Raw genomic sequence first — 15,886 nt, 5'->3', positions numbered from 1 at the left:
CGCCGGCTTGGGGCGATCTCGCACGCGGCGGCGGAGCCGACGCAGTAAATTCACAGCATGGGTGAAGACAAGCGCGAACTGCCGCCGATTCCCGACCGCCTGCCCGCCGCGGTCGTGGACGCCCACACCCACCTCGACGCCTGCGGGGCGGTGACCGCCGCCGACGTGACGGCCATGGTCGACCGCGCCGAACGCGCCGGTGTGGCCCGTGTCGTCACGGTCGCCGACGACCTCGCCTCCGCGCGCTGGGCCGTCGACGCGTCCACGTGGGACGGGCGCGTGTTCGCCGCCGTGGCGATCCATCCCACGCGTACCAAGGAGTTCTCCGACGCGGACAAGTCCGAAGTGGAGCGTCTGGCGTCGGCCGAGCGCGTGGTCGCCGTCGGCGAGACCGGCCTCGACTACTACTGGGACTACTCACCGCACGACGCCCAGCAGGACGCGTTCCGCTGGCACATCGACCTCGCCAAGCGCCTCGGCAAGACGCTGATGATCCACGACCGCGACGCCCACGAGGACGTGCTGCGCATCCTGGACGAAGAGGGCGCACCGGACACCGTCGTCTTCCACTGCTTCTCCGGCGACGAGCACATCGCCCGCCGTTGCCTCGACAAGGGCTACGTGCTCTCGTTCGCCGGCACCGTCACCTTCAAGAACGCCCGCGGGCTCCACGAGGCCGCTCGGCTCGCGCCGGCAGGGCAATACCTCGCCGAGACCGACGCGCCGTTCCTGACCCCCCACCCGTTCCGTGGGCGCCCGAACGAGCCCTACTGCACCGCCTACACCGTCCGGCACCTCGCGGCGCTGAGGGGCGAAGCGGTCCACGAAGTGGCCGAAGCGGTCCGGACCACCGCCGAGCACGTCTACCAATTGCCCAGTGTCACAACGGGTTGAACGGATTGCGACGTTCGGGGAATGCGGTAGCCCACACTGACGAGTGACACAGGTCACGACACTCCGGGGGGTGTTTGCGCAACCCGGCGACCTCCGTTACTGTCCCGTGATCGTGCCGGTCGGAACCGCAGACGCGGATCCGGCTGATACGCCCACAGTCACGTCAGTGCACGTCGGGGAAGCGGCACCGAGGTTGGTACGACTCGGGACCGTGACGATGGCGCTGACTGGGGGTGTCGGACTTGAGAGGCGCGCCGAATGGTGCGTCGCGACGAAGGAACAGGTCGTGGCGACACGTCCTGTCCTGGGAAAGGGAACGACCCAGTGACTGGTAGCAGGCAGGGTGCCTCGCGCCATAGCACCGAGAACCGTGGTGCTGCGCAGACCCTATTCTCTTCCGCTGGTTCGGTGGCCGTGCTCGAGCGAGAGCTCGACGACACCGCCTATGGAGAGCTTGAATTCTCCGACGAGCTGTATGTGACCCAACAGGATGTGCTCGCGGCCCTCGGGCCCGACGCCGACGCGATGATGGCCGAGATCGACGTCGACGTCGACGAGCTGATCCGCCTGATCAACGCCGAGACGACGATGCTCCCGCCGCTCGCCCTCCCGGACGAGCTCGCCGAGGACCGCACCGCTTCTCCGGAGGCCAAGAAGGCCGCCGTCGAGGACGGCCTGCGTGAGGCCACCCGCGTCTGGAAGCGCCGCTTCCTCAAGGGTGCCGTGCTGTCGGTCCTGATCGCCGTCGGCGGCGGCGGTGCCGCGGCGCTGGCGATGAACAAGAGCGTGACCGTCGACGTCGATGGTCACGAGGTCACCGTCCACAGCTACGGCGACACCGTCGGCGAGGTTCTGGAAGACGCCGGCCTTTCCGTCGGCGCCCACGACTCGCTTTCGCCCTCGCCGCAGGCCGAGGTCGGCGACGGCGGCGTCATCAAGCTCGAGCGCGGCCGTCAGCTGAACCTCGTCGTCGACGGTGTGTCCCGCCCGTCCTGGGTGCGCGCGACCACGCTCGGCGAGGCCATGACCCAGCTCGGCATGGCCGACATGATGGGCAAGGGCGCCTGGACCTCGATGCCGGGCACCGGCGAGCTGCCGCTCGAGGGCTCGACCGTGCAGGTCAAGACCCTCAAGCACATCACGCTCTTCGACGGCACCAACGCGCCGCGCCAGGTCGCCACCAACGCGGTGACCACCAAGGAGTTCCTCTCCGACTTCAAGATGAGCCTCGGCCCGGACGACGCGGTCGAGGGTGGTCTGGACGTCTCCCTCAAGGACGGCGCCGAAGTCCACGTCAGCCGCATGGGCGTCTCGATGGTCAACCAGCAGGAGACCATCGACCCCGACGTGCAGAAGGTCGACGACCCGACGCTCGAACAGGGCAAGACCACCGTTCAGGACCCGGGCACCGCGGGCCAGAAGATGGTGACCTACAAGGTCACCAAGAAGAACGGCGAAGAGATCTCCCGCGAGCAGGTCTCGGTGAAGGTCCTCCTCGAGGCCAAGCCGAAGATCCTCAAGGTGGGCACGAAAAAGCCTGCCGACCCGGCGATCGGCGACGGTTCCGCGTGGGACCGCATCGCGGCGTGCGAGGCCGGCGGCAACTGGGCCATCAACACCGGCAACGGCTACTACGGTGGCCTCCAGTTCGACAAGCAGACCTGGGACGCCTACGGCGGCGACCAGTACGCGTCGTACCCGAACCAGGCTTCGCGCGCCCAGCAGATCTCGATCGCCGAGAAGGTCCGCGACGCCCGCGGTGGCTACAGCGCCTGGCCGGTCTGCGGCAAGCGGGCCTGAGTTCCGCGGTTCCCGAGGCTCGGTAGGCTTCCCCGGTGGTTGAACTGCTGGGGCCTGCCGAGATCCGCGGGCTGGCGGACGAGCTCGACGTCCGGCCGACGAAGAAGCTCGGCCAGAACTTCGTGCACGACCCCAACACGGTTCGCCGCATCGTCGAGCTGGCCGGAGTTCAGCCGGGCGACGTCGTCCTCGAGGTCGGCCCCGGACTGGGGTCGCTGACGCTGGGCCTGCTCGACGCCGGGGCCCACGTGGTGGCCGTCGAGATCGATCCGAAGCTGGCGGCGCGGCTTCCGCGCACTGCCGCCGAACGCGCTTCTTCCGTCGCGGATCAGCTGACTGTGGTCGGCGCCGACGCGTTGCGGATCAGCGCGGCCGATCTGCCGGCCGAACCCGTGTCACTGGTGGCGAACCTCCCGTACAACGTCGCGGTCCCCGTCGTGCTGCACCTGCTGGCCGAGCTTCCCTCGCTGCAGCGCGGGATGGTGATGGTCCAGACGGAGGTCGCCGACCGCATGGCCGCCGGTCCCGGCAGCCGCATCTACGGCGTGCCCAGCGTGAAGCTCGCTTGGTACGGGCCGGCGCGCAAGGTCGGCGCCGTGCCGCGGTCGGTGTTCTGGCCGGTGCCGAACGTCGACTCGTCGCTCGTGGCTTTCGAACGCGGCACTCCGGTGGAGGGCGTCGAGCGGCAACGCCTGTTCGAGGTCGTGGACGCCGCGTTCTCCCAACGCCGCAAGACGCTGCGCGCGGCCCTCGCGGGCTGGGCCGGTTCGGCCGATCGCGCCGGCGAGCTCCTCGTGGCGGCCGGAATCGACCCGAAGACGCGCGGCGAGCAGCTCGACGTGCACGACTTCGTCCGGCTCGCGGCTCAAGCCTGAAAGAGCCGACCCAGGTGGTAGTCCAGCGTCGCGAGGACTTCGGGCTGGGTGAAACGGCTGTGCAGGACGTCGAGACCCAGGCCGGTGAAGCCCGCGACCAGCAGGTTGGCCTCGTGCCGCGGCTGGACGCCGGGTGGGAGCACCGCGCGACGCAACAGGCTGGTGAGCAGGTCTTCGATCGGCGTCTCGGCGTGCAGGAACACCTTCGCCAGCGCCGGGTCGCTGTGGGTGCGGCTGAAGTAGGCGCGGTTGACGCGTAGCGACAGTTCGCGCTCGGCGTCCAGCGGGAGCAGCTCCGTGAGAAGAGTCCGGACCACGCCACGCACGCTCTGGTCGACCTGCGCCGCGATGCGGACCTGCGTGCGCTGCTCGCCGCGTTCATGGAGGTAACGCAGCGACAGCACGAGCAGGTTGTGCTTCGTTTCGAAGTAGTACTGCACCAGCCGCAGCGACACGCCTGCCTCGGCGGCCACCTCGCGCATGCTCACGGAGTCGAGCCCGCGTTCGGCCGCGATGCGCCACACTGCCGTGGCGATCTCGCGCCGGCGCTGTTCGTGGTCGACTCGGTGCGCCACGGTCCTCCTCCGCTGTTGTGGTACGATTGTATCCGATACGCGCGTATCACAGCCGGGTGTGACGGACGTCCGGATTCGGCTCGCGGACGGGAGTGGGGTGTCCGGCCGGGAAGACGGAGTGTCTCGCCGTGGCGAACTACCTCGCCGAACCGTCATTTACCCACGCGCGAGCTGCTCCGCGTCGCCCGTGCCGGAATCGGGTCTCCACCAGGGATCGGCAGCGTCCACAGTGGAATAGGTCGCCGGATTCGCCGCGGGGAAGAAATTCGGTGCCGGAGCTTTCGGGGTCCAGGATGTGGCTGCGGGTGTCCCGGTATCCGGGCACCACCACTCGTGTGATCTGCACCAACGCGCTTGCGTTCACCCAATGGGATCGGCTTTACTCAGAATGTCCATCCCGAGCGACTGAGAGACCTGGCTCGCCGAAGTCGCAGCAACCACCCCCCATGGGGCAGGTGCTACAGCCAGGACCGATGGAGGCTGTTTCCGATGCAGAGGGTAGCCCGCCCGCTCCTGTTGACCCGGCGGCGCGTCGTCGATGAAGGTCGCCGCACGGTATGTGCGTGTCGACGCTCCACAGTCATCGCCTGATCTTTTCTACCGCAATTCTGCGCACCGTCCGAAAAGGACGGTAATTCGGTGACGCCCGGCGCGCCCGGAAACGGTGCTGCGCCTCATGCCTGGAGCTCCCTTCGTGATCACTGTCGAAAACGTGTCCAAGTCCTTTCCCCTCAACGGAAATCCGGTCGCCGCGCTGCGTGATGTGAGCGTCGACGTGCAGGCCGGTTCCCTCTTCGGCGTGGTGGGGCCAGCCGGCTCCGGCAAGTCCACACTCGCCCGCTGCATCGCGCTGCAGGAGCGCCCGGACCGCGGTGTCGTGCGGCTCGACGGCCTCAACACCGGTGCGCTCGACGGCCGCCGGCTGCGTGAAGTCCGCCGCCAGCTGGGTGTCGTCGGCACCAAGCCGGAGCTGCTCGCCGAGCGCACCGTCGCCGGCAACATCGCCACCCCGCTGGAGCAGCTCGGCATCGAGGGGCCGCAGCGCAAGACCCGCGTCGGCAACCTGCTCGACCTCGTGGGCCTCACCGCCCGTGCCGCACAGAAGCCGGCCGACCTCACGCCCGGCCAGCTGCGCCGTGTCGCCGTGGCCAAGGCGCTCGCCGCCGGCCCGGCCGTGCTGCTCGCCGACGACCCCACCGCCGGCATCGCACCCGAAGAGGCCGGCGCCGTGCTGGCCGTCCTCGACCGGGCGCGCGCCGAGCTGGGCACCACCGTGCTGCTGACCACTCCGGACGCCGGTGTCGTCCGCCGCGTCTGCGACGACGTCGCGGTGCTCGAAGACGGCGCGGTCGTCGAACGCGGTCACGTGCTCGACCTCATCGCCTCGCCGGGCAGCTGGACCGCGCAGGCGGTGCTGCCGGCGATCGAGACCGCTCGCGCGCAAGCCGCGAAGTACGACCGGTCCGCCGACGTCGTGCTGATCGGCTTCGCGTCCGTCGGCGCCCTGCTGCCCGAGGCGGCCGGCCGTTTCGACGTGGAGGTCGCCACCATCGGCGGCGGACTCACGCGCATCGGCGACACCCCGATCGCCCGTTTCCGCATCGGTGTCCGTGGCGAGCGGGCCGACGCGGCGCTGGCGTGGATCGCCGACCGCGGCGCCCACGTGACGCCGGTCGTGCGGGCCGCGCACAGCGTCGCCGCCTGACCCCAGCCGAACCCGTCGGTGCCGTGAAGGGCCCGCTGAAGGACTCCGATTCCTTCAGCGGGCCCTTCACGGCTCGGTGCGCGGGTCTCGGGGTCCAAGGTTGGCGACGAGGTGTCCGAGAGGTTGGGACAGGCGTCCCGAAAACGGCTGTTTTCTCCTGGTGGGGAGCCCAGGCGCCCGGCCACGTAGGCTTGACGGGTGCTCGCCGTAGTTCCACCACCAGTCACCGTCCGGGTCCCGGCCAAGGTCAACCTGCACCTGGCCATCGGTGACCTGCGCGAGGACGGCTACCACGACTTGGTCACCGTCTTCCAGGCGTTGTCGCTCACGGACGAGGTGACCGTCGCGGCCACCGACGACCCGGGGCTCGAAGTCTTCGGCGAGGGGGAGGGGTCGGTGCCCACCGACGCCACCAACCTCGCCTGGCGCGCGGCCCAGGAGCTTTCCACCTACACCGGCCGCGCCGAGGGCGACGACCCGAAGTTGCGGATCGTGCTGCGCAAGGGCATCCCCGTCGCCGGCGGCATGGCGGGCGGGAGCGCCGACGCGGCGGCGACGCTCGTCGGCCTGGCCTCGCTGTGGAAGCTCGACGTGACGCGCGACGAGCTGGCCGCCATCGCGGGCAAGCTCGGCAGCGACGTGCCCTTCGCGCTCTACGGCGGCACCGCGCTCGGCACCGGCCGCGGTGAGCAGCTCGTGCCCGTGCTGTCGCGCCACACGTTCCACTGGGTGCTCGCGTTCGACACCGAAGGCCTGTCGACGCCGAAGGTGTTCGGCGAGCTCGACCGCCTGCGCGCCGAAGGCAACCCGCCGCGCATCGGCTCGCACACCCCGGTCGTCGAGGCCCTCGCGTCGGGCGACCCCCGTCAGCTCGCGCTGCTGCTGGGCAACGACCTGCAGGCGGCCGCCGTGTCCCTGCGTCCTGGCTTGCGTCGCACGCTGCGCGCGGGCGTGAACGCGGGTGCTTTGGCCGGCTGCGTGTCCGGCTCGGGGCCCACGTGCGCGTTCCTCTGCGCCGACGCGCAGGCCGCCGTCGAGGTGGCGGCCGAGCTGTCCGGCGCCGGCGTGTGCCGAACGGTGCGCGTCGCCCACGGCCCGGTGCCCGGCGCTCGGCTGGTCGGCGGCGACGACGCACCCCGTGGCGCGCCACCGCGCGTGCACGCCTGAACATCTAGTCCACTGTGGAAAGGATCGGCTGAATCGGATGGCCAACCTGGTCAACCTGGAGTCGGTGAGCAAGTCGTACGGGGTGAAACCGCTGCTGGACAGCGTTTCGCTCGGCGTCGCCGCCGGACAGCGCATCGGCGTGGTCGGTCTCAACGGAGGCGGCAAGACGACGTTGCTGGAGGTGCTCGCGGGTCTGAGCGAGCCGGATTCCGGCCGGGTGAGCCATGTTCGTGACCTGCGCATGGCCGTCGTCACCCAGCGCACCGAGCTGCCTTCGGGTAGCACGGTCGGCGACGTCGTGCTCGAACGCTATGGCGCGGAACACGAATGGGCCGCCGACGCGCGCGTCCGGTCCATTGTAGACGGACTCGGCATCACGGCGATCGGCCTCGACACCCCGACCGCGAACCTCTCCGGTGGCGAACGCCGTCGCGTCGCGCTGGCCGCGGCGCTGACCGGCGAGCTCGACCTCGTGGTGCTCGACGAGCCCACCAACCACCTGGACGTCGAAGGTGTCCGCTGGCTGGCCGACCACCTGCTGGCGCGCCGGATCGCCGTGGTGGTCGTGACCCACGACCGGTGGTTCCTCGACACCATCGCGAGCCTCACCTGGGAGGTCACCGGAGGGCGCGTCGAGCAGTACGAAGGTGGTTACGCCGACTGGATCTTCGCGCGCGCCGAGCGCGCGCGACTGGCCGCGACGGCCGAGGAGAAGCGGCAGAACCTCGCGCGCAAGGAGCTGGCGTGGCTGCGCCGCGGCCCGCAGGCGCGCTCGTCGAAGCCGCGCTACCGCGTGGAAGCCGCCGAGGCACTGATCGCCGACGTGCCGCCGCTGCGCGACTCCGTGGAGCTGATGGCGTTCGCCAAGCGCCGCCTCGGCAAGACGGTGCTGGAGCTGGAAGACGTGTCGTTCAGTGTCGGCGACCGGACGCTGCTCGACCACGTGACGTGGCGGATCGGGCCGGGCGACCGCGTGGGTCTCGTCGGCGTGAACGGATCCGGAAAGACGTCGCTGCTCAAGCTGCTGGGCGGCGACGTCGCTCCCGAGACGGGGCGGCGGGTCGAGGGCAAGACGGTCGCGCTCGCGCACCTGCGCCAGGAGCTCGACGACCTGCCGGCCGACCTGCGCGTGCTGCAGGCGATCGAGCAGGTGGCCGGGCGCGTGGTGTTCGGCAAGCAGGAGATGACGGCGTCGCAGCTGGGCGAGAAGCTCGGCTTCCCGGCCGAGCGGCAGTGGACGCCCGTCGGTGACCTGTCGGGTGGCGAGCGGCGCCGGCTGCAGCTGTGCCGGCTGCTGATGGCCGAGCCCAACGTGCTGCTGCTCGACGAGCCCACCAACGACCTGGACATCGACACCCTGCAGCAGCTCGAAGACCTGCTCGACGGCTGGCCCGGCACGATGGTCGTGGTCTCGCACGACCGCTACCTCGTCGAGCGCGTCTGCGACACGACCGTGGCTCTGTTCGGCGACGGCCACGTGACGAACCTGCCCGGTGGCATCGAGGAGTACCTCAACCGCCGCACGAAGCTGCGGGAGGCGGCGCCGCGGCGCCGTGACATGGCGCCGGGGCGCGGGGCGTCGGCGGCTCCGGAGAAGGCCGAGGCCAAGCGCAGCAACGCGGAGATCCGGGCCGCGCAGAAGGAGCTCGGCCGGCTGGAGCGCAAGCTCGACCAGCTGGCCGCGCGCGAGGAGAAGCTGCACGCGGCACTGCTCGAGGCGGCCACGGACCCGGACAAGCTCATCGCGTTGAACACGGAGCTGAAGGGCGTGCACGCGGAGAAGGAAGACGTCGAGGCGAAGTGGCTGGAGACGTCCGAAGCGCTCGAATGACGGCTCGATCGACGCTGTTCACGCCGCCGCAGGCGAGCGTTGACAACCAGACAGTAATCTGTCGCGCATGAGTCGGTTCGTGGACACGCTCGTCGAGACGGCGACGGGGCGGGGTCAGCAGCGCGGCATGGTCACGGGCGAGCCCAAGGAGCCGGTTCGCCGGACGTGGGCCGAGGTCCACGACCAGGCCAAGAAGATCGCCGGTGGGTTGGTCGCGGGCGGGTTGAAGCCCGGGAGCGCGGTGGCCGTGCTGGCCGCGGCGCCGGTGCTCATCGCGCCCACCGTGCAGGCCGTGTGGCTGGCCGGCGGCAGCGTGACGATGCTGCACCAGCCGACGGCGCGCACGGACCTCGCCGAGTGGGCCGAGGACACGGTCAAGGTGCTGGGGATGATCGGCGCCGGGCTGGTGGTGCTGGGCGAGCCGTTCGACCAGCTCGCGCCCGTGCTGGCGGAGAAGGGCATCGAGCACCGCCTGATCACCGAGCTGGCCGAGGGCGAGCCGCTGGCCGAGGTCGTGCCCACCGACGAGAGCGACACCGCGTTGCTCCAGCTCACCAGCGGTTCGACGGCTGAACCCAAGGCCGTGCGCATCACCTACGGCAACCTCTACACCAACGTCAAGGCCATGGTCGAACGCGCGGAGTTCGACTTCGACGTCGACGTGATGGTGTCGTGGCTCCCGACGTTCCACGACATGGGCATGGTCGGCTTCCTGACCGTGCCGATGACCTTCGGCGTGGAACTGGTGAAGATCACGCCCGTCGAGTTCCTGTCCGGCCCGCTGATCTGGCCCGAGCTGATCTCCAAGTACAACGGCACCACCACGGCCGCGCCGAACTTCGCGTACGCCATCGTGGGCCGCCGCATGGCCCGCGTCGAGGACGACAACGCCTACGACCTGTCCAAGCTCCGCATCGCGCTCAACGGGGCCGAGCCGATCGACGAGACGGCCGTCCAGACCTTCGTCGACGCGGGCGCCCGCTTCAAGATGCCGGCCGAGTGTGTGTTCCCGGCGTACGGCATGGCCGAGGCGACTCTGGCGGTGTCTTTCGCGCCGCTGTTCACAGGTCTCACCCTGGACGTCGTCGAGGCCGACGCCCTGGAGGCGGACGATCGCGCCGTCCCGGTCCCTGAGGGCGACTCTCGGCGGGGCACGGACGCGGTGCGCTCCTTCGCCGTGCTGGGCCGTCCGCTGGACGGCCTGGAGGCGAGCATCGTCTCCGCGGACGGTTCGCTGCTGGGCGACCGCGAAGTCGGCGAAATCCGCCTCCGCGGCCCGGCCGTCACTCCGGGCTACCTCACCGTCGACGGGCCCCTCGACACCCAGGACGCCGACGGCTGGATGAAGACGGGCGACCTCGGCTACCTCATCGACGGCCAGATCGTCATCTGCGGTCGCCGCAAGGACGTCATCATCATGGGCGGCCGGAACCTGTACCCCACCGACATCGAACGCGCGGCCACGTCGGTCGAGGGCGTGCGGGCCGGTAACGCCGTCGCCGTCCGCCTCGACGCGGGCAGCCGCCGCGAACGCTTCGCCGTCGTTGTGGAATCCAAGCTCGCCGGCGACGCGGAGGCCGAACGCGCGTTGTCGAAGCAGGTCGCCGCCCGCGTCCGCGACGCGGTGGACATACGCCCGTTCGCCGTGGTGGTCCTCCCGGCCGGCAGCCTCCCCAAGACGCCCTCGGGCAAGGTCAAGCGCGCGGCGACTGCGGTGCAGTACGCGGACAAGATCGCGCACAACGCGGACCACTGACCTCGGCTTCGAACAGCCGCACGCAGACACGGAACCGGCCCCCTCACCACAGTGAGCGGGCCGGTTCCGTGTTCTCGGGGCTTGGGAAGTCCGGAGGGCGGGGTTGTTTCAGGAAGAAGGACAAACGCAGGCCAGGAAAACGCCGCGGGGGAACGACGCGGTCAAGGCCGGAAAGACCTACCGGTCCTGGAAGGACTTGGCGTTCTCCGTCACCTCCGGACGCGGGGCCCGGGAGGCGGTCGCCTCGTGTTCGTCGCGCGCGCCGGGCACGGCGGGAGCGCGCCGGCCGGACAGGTCGGCCAGCTGTTCCTCCACGGTGTCCAGGAAGTGGTCGACCTCGCGTTCGTCGTAGCCGCGCTTGCCGATCAGCGGCTTGTTGAACATGACGTGGTGGACTTCGGCCGCGGTCAGGTCGTCCTCTTCGGCGATCGTTTTCGCGATGCGCCGCACGAACTCGTCGACCTCCTGTTTGGCATAGCCACGGCGGCCGATCGGGGCGTTACCGAAGGTGACCTCGGTGAGGTCCTCGGCGGTGAACGACATGAAGCATTCTCCGATTCAGGGTCGGTGTGCGGACTCCCGCATTCCGTCCTAACCGGTCACCGAGGCACCGGGAACCCCGAGCGCGTCGGGACGACTCGATCAGGGCCCCATAAGCCGCCCATCGAGTGAGGAAAAACTACGCAGCGCCACTCTTGATCACTAACAGAGAGCAACCGGCTGATCAGCCTGCGTGGAACTCGTTCTGGGCCGCGGTGAGCCCCTTGGCCACGAGCGCCTCGGCGGCGTCGGCGGCCACGGAGACCTCGAACGGGAGCTCCTTGCGCTCGACCGTCGAGAAGTCCTTCAGCACGAAATCGGCGGGATCCTGGCGGCCCGGGGGACGGCCGATGCCGAAGCGCACGCGGTAGTACTCACGCGTGCCGAGCGACTTGGTGATGGAACGAAGGCCGTTGTGCCCGTTGTCGCCGCCGCCGAGCTTGAGCTTCAGTGCGCCGAACGGCACGTCGAGCTCGTCGTGTACCACGACGACGCCCGAGGGCTCGACCTTGAAGAACCGGGCGGCACCGACCACGGGCCCGCCGGAGAGATTCATGAACGAACGCGGCTTCACCAGCACCACGCGACGGCCCGAAAGCCGTCCTTCCAGCACCTCGGCGCCGCTCTTGTGCGCCTTGAACTTGCCCCCGATACGGGTGGCCAGTTCGTCGAGCACCATGAAGCCGACGTTGTGGCGGTTGCCGGCGTACTGGGGCCCGGGATTACCGAGGCCGGCGAGCACGATCAGCTCGCCGGCCCCAGGCAGGTCTTCACTCACGGAAGTGAGTTTATTCGGCGTCCCCGGCGGGAGCCTCGGCGCCTTCGGCGGCGGCCTCTTCGTCGCCGGTCTCTTCACGCTGCGGCTCGTTCACGGCCACGACCAGCGCTTCGCCGTCGGTCACCAGGTTCGCGCCCTGCGGCAGCGTGAGCTGCGCGGCGGTGATCTGGGTGCCGATCTCGAGACCCTCGACCGAGACCTCGATCTGGTCCGGGATGTGCAGCGCCTCGACCTCGATCTGCACGGCGTCGAGGTCCTGGTTCACCAGGCCACCCGGGCCGGCGGTGCCGGTGACGACCACCGGCACGTCGACGGTGACCTTCTCGCCGCGGCGAACCACGAGCAGGTCGACGTGCTCGATGTAGTTCTTCAGCGGGTGCACGACGATGGTCTTGGTCAGCGCCAGCTCGCTGGAGCCCTCGAGGTCCAGGGTGAGCACGGCGTTGCTGCCGTTCTCACGGACGACGCGGGCGAACTCGAGGGCCGGCAGCGCGAAGTGCCGCGGGTCCGAGCCGTGCCCGTAGAGGACCGCGGGGATCTTGCCGGCGCGACGGGTGCGCCGCGCGGCGCCCTTGCCGAACTCGGTGCGCGGCTCGACGGAAAGACGTACCTCGGACACGGTGTAGCACTCCTTCAAATCACAATTCGGTGCAGCAGGTGGCGGCGGGGATCGTCGATCTCTGCTCGGGGCGGTGTTCACAAATCAGCGTTCACAATCGGCTGCATACGGCGGCGAGTTTCCAAGCGTGCACATTCCACGGGGCTTCTCGAGCCGCCGCGTCGATCACGCTGGGCACCACAGGGTGCACCCGCCTCGCCGAGACAACTCGAGAAGTGTAAACCCTCGTTCGACAAGGAGGTTGCGGTGGGTGGCCCCGCACGACTAAACCTTGGGTCGGCCGGCGGGTGGCGACTCGATTCCGGTGGTGCAGGTTCGTGCCGCGGGCATGGGATGATCCCCGCGGAAAAAAGGGGCGAGAATGCGGGCTCGATGGATCGCCGCGGCGGTCGTACTACTGGGTGGGGTGCTGGCGGGTTGTCAGGTCGCGGTGACGGGTTCGGCGGGGGTTTCCGCCGCTGACCAGCAGATAGCCGACCGGCTGGCGCAGCAGCGAGATGCCGTGGACGCCGCGTTGGACGCGCTGGGCAAGGCGCCCGCGCTGGAGCTCGACACCACGGTGAAGGACGCGTCGGGCAAGCCGATCGGTCTCGGTTTCCGCATCACGCGCAACGGTGACGGGTTCGGCGCGCTGCCGTTCGAAGGTCACGTGGTGCAGGTCACCGAGCTCGGGGACGATCTCTACCTCTCCGCCGACGCCGACTACTGGAAGTCGCACGGCCTCGAGGAAAACAGCACGCAGTTCGGTGCGGGTTGGGTGCACACCGTCGGCACGGAGCTGCCGATGGACCCCGGCGCGCGGTTCGCCCCGGACCAGCTCGTGACCGGGCTGGTCAAATCGTTGTCGAGTCTCAACCAGACGGCCGACCCGGTGAAACGCAAGCTCGAGGACGGCACGGAGGTCTACCAGCTCGGCGGCGGCCTCGGCGCGCTGCAGGTGACCACCGCGCAGCCCTTTCGCGTGGTCTCGTTCGCGCCGGCGCTGCTCGACCCGCTGGGCGGCCCGAAGCTCGGCACCGGGTTCCAGGTGAAGCCGCTGACCGGCGACGCGCTCAAGAAGTTCCACACCGACTTCGACAACACGGTCGGCGGGCTCGGACAGCCGTTCGACGGGCTCGCGCAGTCGAGCGTGGTGGTCACCAACGACCGCCTCGACTGTAAGGACTTCGTCGGCTCGTGCACCGCCACCGTCGACGTGACCAACAGCGTCGTCGGCAACAGCTCGGGTTCGAAGCCCGTGGTGCACGTGACGCTCACGATCGACATCAGCGCCGATTCGCTCGGCTCGAAGACCTGCACCACGCAGGGTGACGCGGCGGCCGACGCGACCATCACGATGTCGTGCTCGGTCAAGTTCTCGCTGCCCAACCGCACCGCCAGCTACCAGGTGCTCGCGAAGCCGACGGCTGTCGGCGAGGTGCACGTGCCCTTCGACGCGAACGCCGTGAAGGCCGAGCTCGCGAAGTCGTTCGCCCAGCTCGGCGCCTGACCTGCACGCCTACCGCGGGGTGCGTTGGTTTCGTTGAAGTAGTGGATCTTCCGTTCGTACCCTCGACGTCGTCGAGGTGTCCTCAGGAGGAGCGGAAGATGAGCAAGCTGGTGGTGTTCGGCGCGACGGGGTACGCCGGTGGCCGGATCACGGACGAGGCGCTGCGGCGCGGGCACGAGGTCGTCGGGGTGGCGCGCAAGGCCGAGGGCCTGCCCGCCGACGTCGAGGCCCGCGCGGGCTCGATGCACGACGCCGGGTTCGTCGCCGACGTGACGAAGGGGGCCGACGTGATCGTGATCGCGACCCCGGGCCGGGTGAACGACGAGGGGCAGAAGCTGCTCGATGCGTTGCCGACGCTCGCCGACGCGGCCCGCGCGGCCGGTGCGCGGTTGTCGTTCGTGGGCGGTGCGGCCTCGCTGCTCGTGGCCGAGGGTGGCCCGCGGCTGCTGGACACGCCGGACTTCCCGGACGCGTACAAGTCCGAGGCGAGCAGCCACGCCGAGGTCCTGGCCGCCCTGCGTGAGCTGCCCGGCGACGTCGAGTGGTTCTACGTGAGCCCGGCCGCGGAGTTCGGCGCGTGGAACGCCGGCGAGCGCACCGGGTCGTTCCGGGTGGGTGGCGACGTGCTGCTGTCCGACGAGGAGGGCCGTTCGCAGATCGGCGGTGACGATTTCGCGATCGCGTTCGTGGACGAGATCGACGAGCCGCGCCACAGCCGGGCGCGCTTCACCGTCGCGTACTGACGGCGGACGGGGCCCCTCGAGACCGAGGGGCCCCGGCTCGGGTCAGCCCGGGGAGCCGACGGTGCAGAAGAACTTCGTGGCGTGGGCGGGGTCGAGGGCGTTGGTGACGAGGTTCCAGACGTTGAGGTCATAGGCCTCGCCGATGTGGCCCACCGGGTCGAACGGACACGTGTCCTGCACGTATTCGTTCACCACACCCGACTCGCGCACGAACGACGTGTCGGTGGGGGTCACGAGCTCGTCGTAGCGCGAGGTGATCACGGTGTACTTCACGCCGGGCTGCGCGATGGGGCCGGTGGTCAGCTTCGTCACGGCGGCGCCGTCGGTGATCAGGTCATCGCAGGCGGGGCAGCCGAGCGTCTGCAGGGCCTTGCCGACGGCGTCGCGCTCGCCCTGCCCGAGCAGGTACGCGAGCTTGGTGAGGCCCGCGAACGTGGTCCCGTGCGTGGGCGGCGCGATGGACACGACCGAGCCGATCTTGTCCGCGATGCCCTGGGTCTTCGTGACGTAGAGGGACTGGAAGCCGCCCTCGGAGTGGCCCACGATGTCCACTTGCGACGCCCCGGTCTCGGCGAGCACCTGGCCGATGAACTGCTTGATCTCGCCCGCCGAGTCGGCGATCGGGCGCAGGCCGCCGACCACGGGAAAGCCCGGGTAGACGCCGTAGGTCTGGCTGAAGGTGCAGTAGCCCTTGGCCGCGACGGCCGACTGCAGGAAGTTGAGGTCCTCGTAGTAGGTGGCGCCCAGGCCGTGGAGGAAGACCACGGGCCGGGGGTGCGCCGCGCTCGGGCGGCACGACGGGTCGTTGTTGCCGCCGGCCGCCTGCACTGTCGCCTGCGCCGGCCCCGCGGCGAACGCGGCTGCCACGAGCGCCACGGCGGCCAGCACGGCCGCTTTGGTCCGCAGTTTCCTCATGGAGAAGGGTCCTTCCTCACGGTCACCGGCGGCGTTGCCGGTGGTTCAGGGGGTGGAGTAGAGCGCGTCGTGGCGCCGGGCGACGACGTCCCTGCGGATCTTGAGGGCCGGGGTCAGCTCACCGGACTCGACGGAGAACTGCTCGGGTACGAGGGCGAAATCCCGGATTCGCTCGCGCGGAGAATAGCGTGCGTCACCG

General features: G+C 69.8%; 14 protein-coding genes and 1 riboswitch. Of the genes, 9 read left to right on the top strand and 5 right to left on the bottom strand.

Annotated elements, in window-relative coordinates; all coding sequences use genetic code 11:
* The first annotated feature begins 57 nt into the window (after positions 1–57).
* The 3 genes from AB0M56_RS30265 to rsmA all read left to right on the top strand — a co-directional run bounded on the left by AB0M56_RS30265 (position 58) and on the right by rsmA (position 3,569).
* A complete protein-coding gene (locus tag AB0M56_RS30265; protein WP_364182018.1) occupies positions 58–894 on the top strand; it encodes a TatD family hydrolase in 837 nt (278 codons plus the stop codon).
* Between the two features lie 414 nt (positions 895–1,308).
* Positions 1,309–2,694 carry a transglycosylase family protein gene (locus tag AB0M56_RS30260; RefSeq protein ID WP_364182303.1) on the top strand — a complete coding sequence of 462 codons (1,386 nt, stop codon included), beginning with the start codon at positions 1,309–1,311 and terminating at the stop codon, positions 2,692–2,694.
* Positions 2,695–2,729: 35 nt separating this feature from the next.
* Positions 2,730–3,569 (top strand): 16S rRNA (adenine(1518)-N(6)/adenine(1519)-N(6))-dimethyltransferase RsmA, encoded by an 840-nt coding sequence (gene rsmA / locus AB0M56_RS30255; protein WP_364182015.1) that lies wholly within the window; start codon positions 2,730–2,732, stop codon positions 3,567–3,569.
* Here the strand turns inward: rsmA and AB0M56_RS30250 are convergent.
* The gene (locus AB0M56_RS30250; protein WP_364182012.1) at positions 3,560–4,144 is read right to left on the bottom strand and encodes a TetR/AcrR family transcriptional regulator; all 585 of its coding nucleotides are present in this window, start codon (positions 4,142–4,144) and stop codon (positions 3,560–3,562) included. The genes rsmA and AB0M56_RS30250 overlap by 10 nt on opposite strands.
* Before the next feature lie 389 nt (positions 4,145–4,533).
* A riboswitch (SAM riboswitch) is annotated at positions 4,534–4,640 on the top strand.
* 198 nt (positions 4,641–4,838) lie between these two features.
* Between AB0M56_RS30250 and AB0M56_RS30245 the strand changes: the two genes are divergently transcribed.
* From AB0M56_RS30245 to AB0M56_RS30230, 4 genes are all read left to right on the top strand, one after another.
* Positions 4,839–5,849, top strand: a complete 1,011-nt coding sequence (locus tag AB0M56_RS30245; RefSeq protein ID WP_364182009.1) for an ATP-binding cassette domain-containing protein — start codon at positions 4,839–4,841, stop codon at positions 5,847–5,849.
* 198 nt (positions 5,850–6,047) lie between these two features.
* Positions 6,048–7,016, top strand: a complete 969-nt coding sequence (locus AB0M56_RS30240; RefSeq protein WP_364182007.1) for a 4-(cytidine 5'-diphospho)-2-C-methyl-D-erythritol kinase — start codon at positions 6,048–6,050, stop codon at positions 7,014–7,016.
* A gap of 37 nt (positions 7,017–7,053) precedes the next feature.
* Entirely contained in the window at positions 7,054–8,847 is a 1,794-nt protein-coding gene (locus tag AB0M56_RS30235) for an ABC-F family ATP-binding cassette domain-containing protein (protein WP_364182004.1), read from the top strand.
* A 67-nt stretch (positions 8,848–8,914) separates the two neighbouring features.
* Entirely contained in the window at positions 8,915–10,603 is a 1,689-nt protein-coding gene (locus AB0M56_RS30230; protein ID WP_364182002.1) for a fatty acyl-AMP ligase, read from the top strand.
* A 177-nt stretch (positions 10,604–10,780) separates the two neighbouring features.
* Here AB0M56_RS30230 and AB0M56_RS30225 read toward each other — a convergent pair whose 3' ends face one another.
* The 3 genes from AB0M56_RS30225 to AB0M56_RS30215 all read right to left on the bottom strand — a co-directional run bounded on the left by AB0M56_RS30225 (position 10,781) and on the right by AB0M56_RS30215 (position 12,540).
* Positions 10,781–11,146, bottom strand: coding sequence for a DivIVA domain-containing protein (locus AB0M56_RS30225; RefSeq protein WP_364181999.1), 366 nt, complete (start codon positions 11,144–11,146; stop codon positions 10,781–10,783).
* 181 nt (positions 11,147–11,327) lie between these two features.
* Positions 11,328–11,921 (bottom strand): aminoacyl-tRNA hydrolase, encoded by a 594-nt coding sequence (pth, locus tag AB0M56_RS30220; RefSeq protein WP_285972352.1) that lies wholly within the window; start codon positions 11,919–11,921, stop codon positions 11,328–11,330.
* Positions 11,922–11,931: 10 nt separating this feature from the next.
* Positions 11,932–12,540, bottom strand: a complete 609-nt coding sequence (locus AB0M56_RS30215) for a 50S ribosomal protein L25/general stress protein Ctc (RefSeq protein WP_364181997.1) — start codon at positions 12,538–12,540, stop codon at positions 11,932–11,934.
* 361 nt (positions 12,541–12,901) lie between these two features.
* On the opposite strand from AB0M56_RS30215, the gene AB0M56_RS30210 reads away from it, so the two are divergent.
* Both AB0M56_RS30210 and AB0M56_RS30205 read left to right on the top strand, forming a co-directional pair.
* Positions 12,902–14,029 carry a hypothetical protein gene (locus tag AB0M56_RS30210; RefSeq protein WP_364181995.1) on the top strand — a complete coding sequence of 376 codons (1,128 nt, stop codon included), beginning with the start codon at positions 12,902–12,904 and terminating at the stop codon, positions 14,027–14,029.
* 98 nt (positions 14,030–14,127) lie between these two features.
* Positions 14,128–14,772, top strand: coding sequence for an NAD(P)H-binding protein (locus AB0M56_RS30205; protein WP_364181992.1), 645 nt, complete (start codon positions 14,128–14,130; stop codon positions 14,770–14,772).
* Between the two features lie 42 nt (positions 14,773–14,814).
* On the opposite strand, the gene AB0M56_RS30200 is transcribed toward AB0M56_RS30205, so the two are convergent.
* Positions 14,815–15,687: an alpha/beta fold hydrolase gene (locus AB0M56_RS30200; protein WP_364181989.1), complete on the bottom strand. Its 873-nt coding sequence runs from the start codon at positions 15,685–15,687 to the stop codon at positions 14,815–14,817.
* Positions 15,688–15,886: the final 199 nt, after the last annotated feature.

Origin of the sequence: Amycolatopsis sp. NPDC051372 (assembly GCF_040682095.1) — a bacterium.
Taxonomy (GTDB): domain Bacteria; phylum Actinomycetota; class Actinomycetes; order Mycobacteriales; family Pseudonocardiaceae; genus Amycolatopsis.
This window is presented reverse-complemented; position numbering and strand designations above follow the sequence as displayed.

Excerpts from the sequence above, each read along its gene's own strand:
- AB0M56_RS30265 (WP_364182018.1), top strand. The coding sequence starts at position 58 with ATGGGTGAAGACAAGCGCGAACTGCCGCCGATTCCCGACCGCCTGCCC.
- AB0M56_RS30235 (WP_364182004.1), top strand. The coding sequence starts at position 7,054 with ATGGCCAACCTGGTCAACCTGGAGTCGGTGAGCAAGTCGTACGGGGTG.
- AB0M56_RS30200 (WP_364181989.1), bottom strand. The coding sequence starts at position 15,687 with ATGAGGAAACTGCGGACCAAAGCGGCCGTGCTGGCCGCCGTGGCGCTC.
- AB0M56_RS30210 (WP_364181995.1), top strand. The coding sequence starts at position 12,902 with ATGCGGGCTCGATGGATCGCCGCGGCGGTCGTACTACTGGGTGGGGTG.
- AB0M56_RS30225 (WP_364181999.1), bottom strand. The coding sequence starts at position 11,146 with ATGTCGTTCACCGCCGAGGACCTCACCGAGGTCACCTTCGGTAACGCC.
- AB0M56_RS30205 (WP_364181992.1), top strand. The coding sequence starts at position 14,128 with ATGAGCAAGCTGGTGGTGTTCGGCGCGACGGGGTACGCCGGTGGCCGG.
- AB0M56_RS30230 (WP_364182002.1), top strand. The coding sequence starts at position 8,915 with ATGAGTCGGTTCGTGGACACGCTCGTCGAGACGGCGACGGGGCGGGGT.